Source organism: Stenotrophomonas sp. 93052_Sma (genome assembly GCF_056481145.1).
This window is the reverse complement of record NZ_CM151134.1, coordinates 3735862-3749585: the sequence shown is the minus strand read 5'-3', so window position 1 is coordinate 3749585 and position 13724 is coordinate 3735862. Positions and strand designations below refer to the sequence as shown.

Here is a 13724-nt window from a genome sequence, read left to right as displayed (position 1 = left end):
GGCTGCTCCCGCAGCAGCGCCGCCGGGCCGACGATGCCCGGAGCGACAGCGAAGGGCAAAGGCGGAAGGCAAGACAAAAGGACGCGGCACCAGGCCGCGTAGAAAGCCTGTCTGCACATGGGGGTGGCGCGGCACGGAGCGGCTTCGCCACCGTGCCGCTTGGGGCGCGAGGCCCGCGCCAATGCAGGCATGTCCCCGTGCTTCGCACGACAGGACACGCCAGAGCTTGCAGGGAGCGCAGCCATGACCGCCCGCCGCGACGACGATTTCCGGGTGCGTCCGAGCGCCCCGAAGAACCGGGGCAAAGGCCAGGGCCAGAGCTTCGTTTCCAAGGTACTCAAGCAGGCGGGCAAGGCCAGCGGCGGCAAGTCCTCGATGCGCCATTCCGCAGCCGGCGGCAGCGGCGCACGCGCCGGCCAGCGGCCCGGCTCGCGCCTGGGGCGCGGCCATACGGCGGCGCGCTTCGCCGGGGCGAAGCTGACGTCCATGTCGCGGCGCGTGACCATCAAGACCCTACTGGTCAATCAACGCAACGCCAGCCCGCAGTCGCTCGCCAAGCACCTGCGCTACATCGAGCGCGACGGCGCCGGCCGCGATGGCGAACCGGGCCGGGCCTACGGGCCGCAGATTGACGATGCCGACCTCGATGCCTTCAAGGAGCGGGCCAACGACGACCGGCACCATTTCCGCTTCATCGTCTCGCCCGAGGACGGGGCCGAGCTGGACGACCTGCGCACCTACACCCGGCATCTTGTGAACCGCATGGAAGCCGATCTGGGGACGCGGCTGGATTGGGTGGCAGTCGATCACTGGAACACCGACAACCCGCACACCCACCTGATCGTGCGCGGGCGCGACGACACCGGCAAAGACCTCATCATCGCGGGCGACTACATCGCCCACGGCTTCCGCCATCGCGCCGCCGAACTGGCGACGGAATGGCTGGGGCCGCGCACCGAACTGGAGATCCAGCAGACCTTGCAGCGCGAGGTGGAACAGGAGCGGTGGACGAGCCTCGACCGCACATTGCAGCGTGAGGCCGGCGAGGATGGCCGGGTGCAGATCGAGCGCTTCAATGAGCCCCGCCTGCAACGCCAGCGGCTGCTGCTGATCGGCCGACTCCAACGCTTGCAGCGCCTGGGCCTGGCTGACGAGACGCAGCCCGGCACCTGGGCCGTGCATGCCGACGCGGAGAAGACCTTGCGCGCCTTGGGCGAGCGTGGTGACATCATCCGCACCATGCAGCGCGCCATGAGCGGCCAGCCGCGCGAGCAGGCGGTGTTTGAGCCCGGCGACGACGGCCGCACCATCGTCGGCCGCGTGGCCGGCAAGGGGCTGGCCGACGAGCTGCACGACCGCGGCTATCTGGTCATCGACGGCGTGGACGGCAAGGCCCACTACGTCGCTTTGAACGCCCGCGACGAGCTGGCGAACTATCCCACCGGAGCCGTGGTGGAGGTACGCGGTTCCAACGAGGTGCGGGCGGCCGACAAGAACATCGCCGCGCTGGCGAGCGATGGCCTGTACCGCGCCGATCATCACCTGGCGATCGAGCAAGGCCGAGCCAAGCCCGGCCGCGACCCGCAGGAGGTCGTCGCGGCCCATGTCCGCCGACTGGAAGCCCTGCGCCGGGCCGGCATCGTGGAACGTGTGGCTGATGGACTATGGAAGGTGCCGGACGACCTGGCCGAACGTGGCCGCCAGAACGACGCACAGCGCCTGGGCGGCGTGGCGGTGGAGCTGAAATCGCACTTGCCCATCGAGCGGCAGGCCCGCGTGATCGGCGCGACCTGGCTGGACCAGCAGTTGATCGGTGGCGGCAAGGGGCTGGGCGATCTGGGCTTTGGCGGCGAGACGAAGGAAGCCTTGCAGCAGCGCGCCGACTTCCTTGAAGAACAGGGGCTGGCCCAGCGGCGTGGGCAGCGGGTGATCCTCGCCCGGAACTTGCTGGGGACGCTGCGGAATCGGGAACTGGCAAAGGCCGCCAAGGATATTGCCGCCGAAATCGGCCTAGCGCATCGGCCCGTCACCGACGGGCAGCGCGTGGCTGGCATCTACCGGCGCAGCCTCATGCTCGCCAGCGGGCGCTACGCGATGCTAGACGACGGCATGGGGTTCAGTCTGGTGCCGTGGAAGCCGGTGATTGAACAGCGACTGGGGCAGCAACTTGCCGCGACGGTGAGCGGTGGCGGCGTGGCGTGGGAAATCGGACGGCAGCGGGGAATGGGCATTGGCTAATGCTCGAAGAGTCTCAGCCACATAACCCGGCAGGCTGTCTAGAGATATGCCGAGGCAGTTGTGAAATTCTTCGCTGCATATCTTCAACGGGTTGGATCTATGGCCCGGAAGCGGCCATCCAGATAGACGAGTGGATCGGCATATGCAGATGTGAGCACACGCTCGACACTGGCCAGCATTACCGAGTGGGTGCCGACTGCATGGTGTTCAATCAGCTCACAGAACAGCGAAGCCTGCGCCCCTTGCAGATAGGGCAACCCATTGACTTCATCAAATCGCCAGGCTTCATGATCGAAACGGTCGGTCCCCGTGGCGCTACGGCAGTGCACCGCAAGTACCTCCTGTTCTGCGCGGAGTACATTGATGCAGAATCGTCGAGCAGCCAGCAGCGGCCCATGGATACGGGTTTGCTGACCAATGCACACTAGAACCGTGGGCGGCTCCAGTGAGACTGATGTGAATGAACTGGCGATCATTACGTGTCCGTGGCCATCGGGAGCGATCGACGTGATTAGCGTCACCGTGGAGGCCACGCCGCGCATCGCCTGCCTCAATTGGGCAGCAATCAAAGGGTGTTGGGACATGTAGGTGTGCTCAATCATAGGTTACGGGTGCGTTTCACGCTTGGCCCAACCAGGGTGCTTTGTCAGCAAACCCAACATCTCGTCCATCGCGTCATAGGAGCGTTTGAGCGTGCTGTATGGATTCCCCCCGACCAATGTGCCGTCATAGCCGACGGGGCCGGTATAACCGAACGACTTGGCAAGTCCAAGAAGTGCGAAGTTGTCGAGTTCTCCTGCATCGAGCGCCTCGAAAGTGGCAATACGACTCCAGCCAAGTGGGCTGCGGGTTGCGCCGCTGAGAGTCAATTCCCGCATGAAGGGTGTTGACGCCATTAACGCTGGCGTCGGGTCTACTGCCTGATAGCCCTCCGTCGGGCTGCCTGCATTGGTTTCGTAGCCATACCAGTGATAGCTTGGAAACACGATGCCGAGATTCGGATGGTTCACGACCGAGCAGATCTGTGCCGCAATGGAGTAATGATCCATCCAGAAGCCCAGATGAAAATACAGCAGGATGTCAATTCCGCGCCGTGCGCAAATCTCAAGTGCCCGACCAAGGAAGTCCTGCAATACCTTGTCGTCCGGTGCCTTTCGATGATTTGAACCGTGGCCTGCCGTCCTGATTCCAAGATTGACAGCCTTCACGCCTTCCATCTCCTCAAGCATCCGCAAGAGTCCTGCGTTGATGGGATGCTGTGGGCCCTGATCCAGGTCGATCACCACATACACGCTAAAGACCTCCAAACCGAAACGATCTTTCACGGTGGATAGACGCTTTGCGGTTTCCCATCGGCTCCCTGACCAGACGGCATAGGTCAGGCCGTCATAACCGATGTCAGCCAGCATTTCGCATTGGACATCGAAGGCATAGGTACCAGCCGAAGAAGTAAAAGCGAGATCCCAGGCAAAAATTTTATGACCGTGCAGCATCCTGCGCCTCCTCCAAATGGGCAGTAGCGTGCGCCGGAAAGTGCGGTACGACATGCTCGCCAAGTTCCTGAACAATCTCATGCGCCGGACGTGTCGCGTATTTCAGGTTGAGGCCAATATGATTAACCCCAATATCGCGCAAGCGGCTGAAGTAGTCAGTAAAGAATCGGTGACCAGCCCGAAACCCGAGGAAGATGGGCGACGGGGGTTCATCGGGATTCTCCGACAGGTCAATATAGAAGGATTGCGTGAAGGGTTTGAATCTTGGTGTCAGCGACCGCCAATTCTTGATTGTCATGGCTTGCTGCGCGATATTTTGGGGATAGTAAAGCCAGCCATCCCCATGCTCGGCAATCCATTCGACCGACTGGCGTGAATGACCAGTCACCATCACGGGAATGTCTCTCAACGCCGGTTTCGGCAGCGTATCTGCACCCGACAAGTTCACTCGGGGCGTGGAGATTTCCGGGAAGTCCTCACGCCAGGCTTGACGCAACACAGTCAATGCTTCTTGGAACAACGTGGCTCGCGCATCCATTGTCTGACCGAAGGCCGGGAACTCTGTTGGCCGATCACCCGTGGCGATACCTAGCACCAGGCGCTGATTTGACAAGCGGTCGATCGAGGCTGCTGCTTTGGCCACAAGCAAGGGATGACGCAGAGTGGTGATGACGCTGCCAGTTGCGAGCGCGATGCGCGACGTCTGTGCCGTGACGTAGCCCATGAATGGCCACAGGTCATGGATGTGACCCACGTCGCCAAAAAACGGGACATTGAGAAATACGGGTATACGGATTTAATGGTTGGGGTATACGGATTTAATGGTTGATGGGGCACCTTCACCCCATCAATCTGATACCACCCTCAGATGGTTGATAGATCGACTCCGTAGTTGAGTTCCTCTGCGAAGTCCGGCAGTCCGTAACCGATGGTTTTCTTGTAGAAAGGAGAGACCTTCGCAGTCGGTGCCTTCTTCTTGTGCTTCGTGGTGTAGAGCATTCGTGCCCGCATCACCTCGAAGGAGTAACCGCGCCCTTCACGGTTCTTGTCCTTGGCCAGTCGGTTGATGGACTCCGTGTAAGCGTTGGTGACGGGCATGTCCGTCTCGAAGTAGGTCATGGTCTCTTCGCGCCAGTTTCCCACTGCCCTGACCAGATCGCTCCAGACTTCCTTTTGGCCCTTCGGGATGGTGGCTATCCACTCGTCCAGGGCGGCTTCTGCCTGGAGCCGTGTGGTGGCGTCCCAGATGCCGTAGAAGCGCTCCTTGTGCTCGTAGGCGGCCAGCAGTTGCGGGAACGCGCCTGTCCAGGTCTCCATGATGAGGCGCTCCCGGTCTGAGACTTCGTGAGCGCGTTTCAGCAGGATTTTCCGGTCTCCCTTGAGAGTCCGGCTCTGGGACGGTTTCGGCTCCTTTCTGAGGCCCTTGCGCACTCTCTCTAGGGCATCGTTGGCCATGCGCACCACATGGAACTTATCGACCACGATACGGGCCTGGGGCAGCACAGCCTTGACCGCTGCCCGGTAGGGGTTCCACATGTCCATGCTGACGATCTCGACCTTCTGCCGGTCTTTCAGCTTCATCAGGTAGTTGGTCACCACGTCCTGGCGGCGGGTGGCCAGCAGGTCGAGCAGGGTTCGCTCCTCAATGTTGGTCAGAATGCAGCGGTAGCGCTTGTTCAGGTATAGCTCGTCAATGCCCAGGATGCGGGGCGTCTCGAAGCGGTGCCAGCGCCCCAGGAACTCGGCGCGGGCGTTGAAGATGTCGCGCACCGTCTTCTCGTCCAGGCCGGTCTGTGCCGCCACAAAGGTGTAGGGGTGGTTGAAGGATTCCTTCTCCACGTACTCATGCAGCCGCAGTGTCATACGGAATCCGTCCACCATCTCCGGTAGCTGGGGCCTGAATGTTGTCTTGCAGGCCCGGCAGGTGTATCGGCGGCGGACCACCCAGAGAGTGACCCGCTTGCCGTGGATGGGCAGATCACGATAGGGAACGTCACGCTTGCCGAACCGCACGAACTCACCCTGCACGCCGCACCCCTCGCAGGCTACTGGTGTAGGTGCTTCAAGCCGAAAATGTATGTCTTCATTCTGCTCATCAGAATCCACCAACTGGTACCCAGGAAGGCTTAACGAATTAATCATCTCCCGCCTTGATCAGAAAAACAGGTAGGTGGCGTAACCGGCAATCATCGCCATAGCAAAAATGACTGCTAAAAACGCCGCTAAAAGCTTCAGCGTGAACAAAGAGCGCAACAGAATGAGCTCAGTCAGGCTGGCTCCGGCACTGCCGATGATAAACGCTAGCACCGTCCCGGCACCCACGCCTTTGGCCATCAGAGCCGCTGCCAGAGGTATGACGGCTTCAGCGCGAATATACAACGGCACGCCGATGACAGCGGCAACTGGAATGGCAAAGGGATTATCTGGGCCTGCATACTGCTCCAATAAGTCAGTGGGCATGAAACCATAGATCACGCTGCCAATCGCAATACCGATGAGCAGGTAAGGCAACACATCGATAAAGTCCGACCAAGCTTCCCGCCACACACCACTGTACTTCCCTTCTTTCTTAACCGTGACAGTGGGTTGACTGTCACAGCATTCGCTAGACGTAGAGACTGTTGTCTTCCTATCAGCCCCGCAAGAAGCCGTCTTCGGAGTGGTGTCGCAGCTGTTGGTGCCGCAACTCGATGCGGTCGATGTAGCACTGCACGGGCTTGCTGATGAACTACATCCACTGCTCTCTTGTGTCGCCGTCCGGCGCACATAACGCTCGAAGCCAAGCGTGTGAAGCAGCCATCCGGCACCTACCGCGACCACCAAAGCGGCGAGCACATAGATAGCAGTAAGTGTCCATCCAAACGTGGCAACCAGCAGGCCGACGACGATAGGATTCAGCAACGGAGATGAGAAAAGAAACACCATCATCGGCCCAAAACCGGCCCGTGCCCGAATCAACCCTTTCAACATGGGGATAGTCGAGCAACTACAGAAGGGCGTTATAGCTCCTAAACCAGCAGCAAGAAAATAGCCTCGCTTCCCACTGGAAGTCAGTAACGCTTCCACCTTGGATGGTGGGATGTGACGTTGAAGAACTCCGACCAGCAAGCTAATGCCAATGAATAAAACCGATAGCTCGATAGCGAGAAAGGCGAACATGCCTAGAGCGTCTTGGAGTTGAGATGACATTCAATATTACTCCTATATTTCTGGGTCAAAGAGTCCGGCCTGCCGGTCGGCACCTTTGGGTTGTTACGGCTGCGCGGGAGAGGTGTCCCGCCGCAAGCCCGCCACCAGTACAAGAAATCCCTGCACGGCTTTTTCGGAAGCGGCGCGTGGGTCGTCTGCGCTGGCGATCCACAGCGATGCGCCCAGCAGCGCCCCGTTTATCAGGCGGGCCGTCGCCAGGGGATCGACGGGGCGTATGACTGCCTCCTCGATCAACTTCTGGAGGCTGCGGCGCGTGTTCACGATGCACACGTTCTGGCAGAGCCACTGGGAGGGATCGCCCAGAACCGCTGGCCCGTCCAGCAGGACGATCCGCTGGACTTCGGGCTCGACGGCCATCTTGATGTAGCCAATGCACTCCTGAACGAAGCCGTCCCAGGTGGACTCCGCCTCCTCGACGATGACGGCCAGTCGGCCAGATATCTCTGCATCAATCTGGGCGATGACCGCCTCCAGCAGCCCTTTCTTTCCACCGAAGTGGTGATAGAGCGCTCCGCGCGTCAGTCCGGCTTGGGCCGTCAGCTCATCCATTGAACTGTCCGCATATCCCACGGTTGCGAACGCAGCGCGGGCGGCACTGATGAGCTTGGCCCGCGTTTCCTCAATCATCTCTGCACGCTTTTGTGCCATTAGGTCGTCCTCCGATTTTTCACATAAGAAGTGTATGTAAATGATTGACATACGTTGCGTATGAGTGGATGATAAATGGCATACGTCACGTATGTCAAATTTTATCAACCGGGTTTCGCCATCCCTTCGAGACTGAAAACAATGAGCACATTGCCTTACCTTGCGGTCCTGCCTTCCTGGCGCCGCGCCTTGCCGTTAGCTGCGGCGAGCTTGCTGGCGCTGTCCCTAGCTGGCTGCAATAGCGACGCCGCCGACGCGGTCGCCGCCCCTCCACCCACGGTCAGCGTGGCACCTGTGTCGGTGCGCAAGATCGTCCTATGGGATGAGTTCAATGGCCGCGTCGAGGCGGTGGAAAGCGTTGCGCTGCGGCCACGTGTGAGTGGCTACATCGACAGGGTCAATTACGAAGAGGGCCAGATCGTCAAACGTGGCGACGTGCTGTTCGAGATTGACGCTCGCAGTTACCGTGCTGCTCTGGCTCGCGCGGAAGCAGACTTGGCCCGCGCCCGCACGCAGGCCGCACTGGCACGTAGCGAAGCGGCCCGTGCTCAAAAGCTGGCTTCGTTGCAAGCAGCCTCCACCGAGGAGTTGGAGCAGCGCCACGCCGCCGCCGATCAGGCCCAAGCCAACGTGCAGTTCGCCCAAGCCGCAGTCGAGACCGCCAAGTTGGATCTGTCGTTCACCCAGGTACGTTCGCCCATCACAGGCCGCGCCGGACGTGCACTGGTCACGGCAGGCAACTTGGTGAGTGCTGACGGCCAGGCCAGCATCCTGACCACCGTAGTCTCGCTGAACCCGGTGCACGTGCATTTTGATAGCGACGAGCGTACCTATCTGCGCTACGCCCACATGGCTCGCAACGGAGAGCGCCCCGACCAGCGCAGCGAAAGTATCCCGGTGCAGGTGGGCCTGGTCGGCGAGAACGGCTATCCACACGCCGGAAACGTGGACTTCGTGGACAACCGTGTCGATGCGGCCACCGGCACCATCCGCGCACGCGCCACCCTGGTCAATCCCGACGGCCTGCTTACGCCGGGCCTCTATGCCCGAGTGCGCCTGCCGGGTAGCGGCAGTTTCGAGGCCATGCTGATCGACGACAAGGCCATCCTGACCGACCAGAGCCGCAAGTACGTGTATGTGATCGATGAGAACAACACCGCCCAGCGCCGCGACATCACGCTGGGACGCAAGGCCGAAGGCCTGCGCATCGTCGAGGAAGGTCTAAATCCCGGCGACCGCGTGATCGTCAACGGCATCCAGAAGGTTTCTGTCGGCATGCCAGTGACGGCCCAGGACATTGAAATGGCGCCTGCAGGCCGACAAATCGCCCAGGCGAGCGAATGAGCGCGGAGAGCCAGCCATCATGAACTTTGCCCGCTTTTTCGTGGACAGGCCGATTTTTGCGGCCGTGCTGTCCATCATCATTTTCGTGGTTGGGTTGATCGCGATCCCGCTCTTGCCCGTCAGCGAGTACCCGGAAGTCGTGCCACCCAGCGTACAGGTTCGCGCCACGTATCCTGGCGCAAATCCGCGCGAAATCGCCGACACGGTAGCCGCACCACTGGAGGCATCCATCACCGGCGTGGAAAACATGCTCTACATGAAGTCCGTGGCCGGTAGTGATGGCGTGTTGGTGCTGACCGTCACCTTCCGTCCTGGCACCGATCCCGACGACGCCCAGGTCAAGGTACAGAACCGTGTCGCCCAGGCAGAGCCGCGTCTTCCCGAAGCGGTGCGCCAGCAAGGTGTGGTGACCGTCAAACAGTCCCACAACGAAACGCTGGTCGTGCAGTTGCGCTCGCCGGGCGATCGCTATGACGCGCTGTACCTGCGCAACTATGCCGTGCTCCATGTACGCGACGAGTTGGCACGCATCCAGGGGGTGGGCGATGCCAAGATCTACGGCTCTGGCGACTACGCCATGCGCTTATGGCTGGACCCCGACAAAATTGCGGCGCTGGGTATGACCGCCGGCGATGTGGTCGAAGCCGTGCGCGAACAGAACGTCCAGGTCTCGGCCGGTCAACCTAGGTGCGCCGCCCAACCCCTCGGGAAGCGACTTCCTCCTGTCCATCAATGCGCAGGGCCGGCTGGTGACGGAAGAAGAGTTCGGCGACGTCATCGTCAAGACCGGATCGCAGGGTCAGGTCACCCGGCTGCGAGATGTGGCGCGCGTGGAAATGGACGCATCCAGCTACTCGCTGATGTCGTTGCTCAACAACAAGCCTGCTGTCGCGATCTCTGTCCTTGAAGCCCCGGGCGCCAATGCCATCGAAATCTCGGATCAAGTCCGCGCGAAGATGGACGAGTTGGCCAAGCGCTTTCCCGAGGGAGTGGAATGGTCGGTGGAGTATGACTCAACTGTCTTCGTGCGTCAGTCGATCAAGGCGGTCGTCAACACTCTGCTGGAAGCCATCGGACTGGTGGTGCTGGTGGTGATCTTGTTCCTTCAGACTTGGCGTGCCTCCATCATCCCACTGCTAGCCGTGCCGGTGTCGGTGGTAGGCACCTTCGCCGTGCTGCTGATGCTGGGCTTTTCCATCAATACGCTCACGCTTTTTGGACTCGTGCTTGCCATCGGGATCGTGGTGGACGACGCGATCGTGGTGGTGGAAAACGTCGAGCGCAACATCGCCGAAGGGCTGGCGCCGCTGGCTGCGGCCCATCAGGCCATGCGCGAAGTCAGTGGCCCCATCGTCGCCATCTCGCTGGTGCTGTGCTCGGTATTCGTGCCTATGGCATTCCTGTCCGGCGTGACAGGGCAGTTCTACAAACAGTTCGCCGTCACCATTGCGATCTCCACGGTAATTTCGGCCATCAACTCGCTGACGCTGTCGCCTGCGCTGGCCGCGCGCCTGCTTCGCCCGCATGGTGCCGCGCCAGACCTGCCCACGCGGGTGCTGGATCGCAGTCTGGGCTGGATATTCCGGCCGTTCAACCGTTTCTTCCTGCGCAGCGCGGATGGCTATGGAAACAGCGTGTCGCGCATCCTCGGGCGGCGTGGTGCGGTGTTTCTCGTCTACATCGCGCTACTGGTGGCGACGGGAGCTGTGTTCAAGGCCGTCCCTGGCGGATTCATCCCCATGCAGGACAAGCTGTATCTCATCGGTGTCATCCAGCTACCCGAGGGTGCATCCCTGGAGCGCACGGAAGCGCTGGTCCGCCGTGTGAGCGACATCGCGCTCAAGACCGATGGCGTCTACAACGCCGTGCAGTTCCCGGGCATGAACGGCTTGCAGTCGACCAACACGTCCAATAGCGGCCTAGTGTATTTCGTACTCAAGCCCATCAATGAGCGCAAGCACACTGCAACCGAGATTGCGGAACAGTTGAACGAGCGCTTCGCTCAGGAGCAGGACGGTCTGGCCTTTGCCATCATGCCGCCCCCTGTCATGGGGCTGGGCGCGGGTTCCGGGTTCTCTCTTTACGTGCAGGATCGCAACCGTGAGGGCTATGCCGCATTGCAGACGGCGACCACCGAGCTGGCGACGGCCATCTCGCAAGAACCGGGATTCCAATATCCGATCAGTTCCTATCAGGCCAATGTGCCGCAGCTTGACGCCGTAGTGGACCGCACCAAGGCGAAGGCACAGGGCGTGGCCGTGACCGATCTTTTCGATACGCTGCAAGTGTACCTGGGTTCGGCGTATGTCAACGACTTCACGCGCTTTGGCCGCACCTTCCGGGTGATGGCTCAGGCGGACGCACCGTTCCGCAGTTCTGTCGAGGACGTGGTCAAACTGCGCACCCGCAACGCCAATGGCGACATGGTGCCCATCGGCAGCATGGTGGACGTGCGCAAGACATTCGGCCCCGATCCCGTCATCCGCTTCAACGGCTATCCATCTGCCGACCTGATTGGTGAGTCAGATCCGCGTCTGGTGTCGTCATCGCAGGCATTGCAGCAAGTGCAATCCATTGCAGACAAGGTGCTGCCGCCAGGCATGCAACTGGAGTGGACCGACCTCAGCTACCAGCAGGTCACGCAAAGCAATACCGCGCTGGTGGTGTTCCCGCTGGCGGTACTGTTGGTCTTCCTGGTGCTGGCGGCACTGTACGAAAGCTGGACGTTGCCGCTGGCCGTCATCCTGATCGTGCCCATGAGCCTGTTGTCGGCCATGACGGGCGTGTGGCTCGCGGGTGGTGACAGCAACATTTTCGTGCAGATTGGCTTGATAGTGCTGATTGGTCTGGCCTCCAAGAATGCCATTCTGATCGTGGAGTTCGCCCGTGAACTTGAGCGCAAGGGGCACAGCATCCTCGATGCCGCGCTGGAGGCATCACGCCTTCGTCTGCGCCCGATCATCATGACTTCCATCGCCTTCATCGCTGGCGTGGTGCCGCTGATGGTCGGTTCCGGCGCAGGCGCGGAGATTCGCCAGGTTATGGGAGTGACTGTGTTCGCCGGCATGCTCGGCGTGACCTTGTTCGGTTTATTCCTGACTCCTGTTTTCTACGTCGCGTTACGCAGGCTCGCGACGCGCAAGCCACGTCGCCAGGCAAATGTCGCCATGGAGGCCACCCATGTCTGACTCCACAAGGACTGATTCCGTCATGCTTCAAACGCCATCCCGCATCCGACCATGCCTACGTCGGATGCCACATCTGGTACTGCTCCCTTTGGTGGCGTTGACGCTGGCAGCTTGCGCAGTAGGGCCGAATTACAAGGCACCTGCCGCGCCCCAGGCAGTGACGTATGCCCGCCAAGACCCCGTTGCCGTGTCCCAGCTTGTACCGGAGGCCGATGCGCAATTCTGGCGGGAACTGGATGACCCGGTGCTGCACTCTTTGGTGGAGAATGCTCTTCACGCCAATCACGACATCCGCATAGCACTGTCGCGCTACGAGCAAGCCAGCGCACTGTCGCGCGAACGTCGCCAAGACTACTATCCGACGCTGGGCGCGTCCGGTGAAATCAGTACCCAGCGCGCCAGTGCTGCACAAGCACCGGATGCGTCCCGCTCCGACCGGGATAACGATCTGCATTCGGCTGGCCTATCCGTGATCTGGGAATTGGACTTCTTTGGCCGAGTGCGGCGCAGCGTGGAATCGCAGCGCGCCGAGACCGAGGCCAGCGCAGCCGACCTGGCGGGCGTACAAGTGGCTATGGTGGCCGAGTTGACCGACGCCTATTTCCGCTTGCGCGGCTTGCAAGTGCAATTACAGGTCGCGCGGGACAACGAAATCAACCAAGCCGATACGCTGCGGCTGATCGAGGTCTTGTTCGAGAACGGCCGGGGCACGTCGTTCGATGCCGACCGCGCCCGCACGCAATTGGCGCTGACACGCTCGCGCATTCCGCCGCTTGAAGCTGAGGCTGCTGTGGCCGCCCACCGCATTGCCGTGCTCACTGGCCGCACGCCTGCGGCGATGGCCGAAGTGCTGGATCACCCCGCAGCCTTGCCTGAGCTGCCCGCCCAGATCAACGCCGGTGCACCGGGCGATCTACTGCGTCGCCGTCCCGATGTGGCTGCGGCAGAACGTAGGCTGGCTGCGGCCACTGCGCGTATCGGCGTAGCCATGGCAGACCTGTTCCCTCGCTTTACGTTGGGAGGGCTGATCGGCACGCAGGCGTTGGGCTTTGGTTCGTTGTTCGAGCGTGATAGTGAAACGCGAATGATCTCGCTCGGTGTGGGTGGTTCCTTCCTAGACGTGGGCCGGGTGCGGTCGCGCATCGCGGCGGCCAATTCAGCCACTGCCGAAAACTTGGCGGTATACGAGCGCACGGTGCTGCGCGCCATGGAAGAAACCGAGAACGCGCTGGTACGCCTATCGCGCGCGCAGACCGAGTACGCCATGCTGGTACAGGCGACCGAGGCCAGCCGCCGGGCAGCCAAGACGGCTCGCCTGCAATTTGAGGGCGGCGCCATCCATGTTTTGGATGTGCTGGAGGCCGAACGTTCACGCTTGGAGTCCGAAGACTTGCTGGCACAAAGCGCCACCCGCAGGGCGACGGCGTTGGTGGCGGTCTACAAGACGCTGGCCGGCGGCTGGTCACACGCCTTGCCCGGACCGCAGGGCGAGGCAGTCGCGCAGCGCCACAAAAGCGGCGACAGGCCTGAACTGGATGAACTCGGTGAGATGAGCGGCTACAACGCTGCGACTCTCAAACGGCCTTTGTACTGACAACAGGAG

The 13724-nt window shown here is 61.3% G+C and carries 9 protein-coding genes and 1 pseudogene; 4 read left to right on the top strand and 6 right to left on the bottom strand.

Features of this window, described 5'->3' with window-relative positions:
* Nucleotides 1–243: 243 nt before the first annotated feature.
* A complete protein-coding gene (locus tag ACZK2V_RS17605; protein WP_022960609.1) occupies nucleotides 244–2238 on the top strand; it encodes a relaxase/mobilization nuclease domain-containing protein in 1995 nt (664 codons plus the stop codon).
* 83 nt (nucleotides 2239–2321) lie between these two features.
* Here the strand turns inward: ACZK2V_RS17605 and ACZK2V_RS17600 are convergent, their stop codons facing one another.
* The 6 genes from ACZK2V_RS17600 to ACZK2V_RS17575 form a co-directional block, all read right to left on the bottom strand.
* A complete protein-coding gene (locus ACZK2V_RS17600; RefSeq protein ID WP_004350836.1) occupies nucleotides 2322–2840 on the bottom strand; it encodes a flavin reductase family protein in 519 nt (172 codons plus the stop codon).
* Nucleotides 2841–2843: 3 nt separating this feature from the next.
* Nucleotides 2844–3731 carry a sugar phosphate isomerase/epimerase family protein gene (locus tag ACZK2V_RS17595; protein ID WP_004350834.1) on the bottom strand — a complete coding sequence of 296 codons (888 nt, stop codon included), beginning with the start codon at nucleotides 3729–3731 and terminating at the stop codon, nucleotides 2844–2846.
* Complete coding sequence (locus ACZK2V_RS17590; protein WP_021204041.1) at nucleotides 3715–4455, bottom strand: LLM class flavin-dependent oxidoreductase; 741 nt, start codon at nucleotides 4453–4455, stop codon at nucleotides 3715–3717. Before ACZK2V_RS17590 ends, ACZK2V_RS17595 begins: the two co-directional genes overlap by 17 nt.
* A 140-nt stretch (nucleotides 4456–4595) precedes the next feature.
* The gene (locus ACZK2V_RS17585) at nucleotides 4596–5873 is read right to left on the bottom strand and encodes an ISL3 family transposase (RefSeq protein WP_022960607.1); all 1278 of its coding nucleotides are present in this window, start codon (nucleotides 5871–5873) and stop codon (nucleotides 4596–4598) included.
* Between the two features lie 12 nt (nucleotides 5874–5885).
* Entirely contained in the window at nucleotides 5886–6920 is a 1035-nt protein-coding gene (locus ACZK2V_RS17580) for a permease (RefSeq protein WP_009586987.1), read from the bottom strand.
* Between the two features lie 63 nt (nucleotides 6921–6983).
* Nucleotides 6984–7589, bottom strand: a complete 606-nt coding sequence (locus ACZK2V_RS17575; protein WP_023047514.1) for a TetR/AcrR family transcriptional regulator — start codon at nucleotides 7587–7589, stop codon at nucleotides 6984–6986.
* A gap of 141 nt (nucleotides 7590–7730) precedes the next feature.
* On the opposite strand from ACZK2V_RS17575, the gene ACZK2V_RS17570 reads away from it, so the two are divergent.
* From ACZK2V_RS17570 to ACZK2V_RS17560, 3 genes and pseudogenes are all read left to right on the top strand, one after another.
* Nucleotides 7731–8933, top strand: a complete 1203-nt coding sequence (locus tag ACZK2V_RS17570) for an efflux RND transporter periplasmic adaptor subunit (protein ID WP_008294933.1) — start codon at nucleotides 7731–7733, stop codon at nucleotides 8931–8933.
* A 19-nt stretch (nucleotides 8934–8952) separates the two neighbouring features.
* Nucleotides 8953–12121, top strand: a pseudogene (locus ACZK2V_RS17565) (efflux RND transporter permease subunit).
* A complete protein-coding gene (locus ACZK2V_RS17560; RefSeq protein WP_230965739.1) occupies nucleotides 12093–13715 on the top strand; it encodes an efflux transporter outer membrane subunit in 1623 nt (540 codons plus the stop codon). Before ACZK2V_RS17565 ends, ACZK2V_RS17560 begins: the two are co-directional and overlap by 29 nt.
* The last annotated feature ends 9 nt before the right edge of the window (nucleotides 13716–13724 follow it).

What these genes read in the sequence shown, in the direction of transcription:
- ACZK2V_RS17590 (WP_021204041.1), bottom strand. Translation starts at nt 4,455, where the DNA reads ATGGGCTACGTCACGGCACAGACGTCGCGCATCGCGCTCGCAACTGGC.
- ACZK2V_RS17605 (WP_022960609.1), top strand. Translation starts at nt 244, where the DNA reads ATGACCGCCCGCCGCGACGACGATTTCCGGGTGCGTCCGAGCGCCCCG.
- ACZK2V_RS17575 (WP_023047514.1), bottom strand. Translation starts at nt 7,589, where the DNA reads ATGGCACAAAAGCGTGCAGAGATGATTGAGGAAACGCGGGCCAAGCTC.
- ACZK2V_RS17600 (WP_004350836.1), bottom strand. Translation starts at nt 2,840, where the DNA reads ATGATTGAGCACACCTACATGTCCCAACACCCTTTGATTGCTGCCCAA.
- ACZK2V_RS17580 (WP_009586987.1), bottom strand. Translation starts at nt 6,920, where the DNA reads ATGTCATCTCAACTCCAAGACGCTCTAGGCATGTTCGCCTTTCTCGCT.
- ACZK2V_RS17570 (WP_008294933.1), top strand. Translation starts at nt 7,731, where the DNA reads ATGAGCACATTGCCTTACCTTGCGGTCCTGCCTTCCTGGCGCCGCGCC.
- ACZK2V_RS17560 (WP_230965739.1), top strand. Translation starts at nt 12,093, where the DNA reads ATGTCGCCATGGAGGCCACCCATGTCTGACTCCACAAGGACTGATTCC.
- ACZK2V_RS17585 (WP_022960607.1), bottom strand. Translation starts at nt 5,873, where the DNA reads ATGATTAATTCGTTAAGCCTTCCTGGGTACCAGTTGGTGGATTCTGAT.
- ACZK2V_RS17595 (WP_004350834.1), bottom strand. Translation starts at nt 3,731, where the DNA reads ATGCTGCACGGTCATAAAATTTTTGCCTGGGATCTCGCTTTTACTTCT.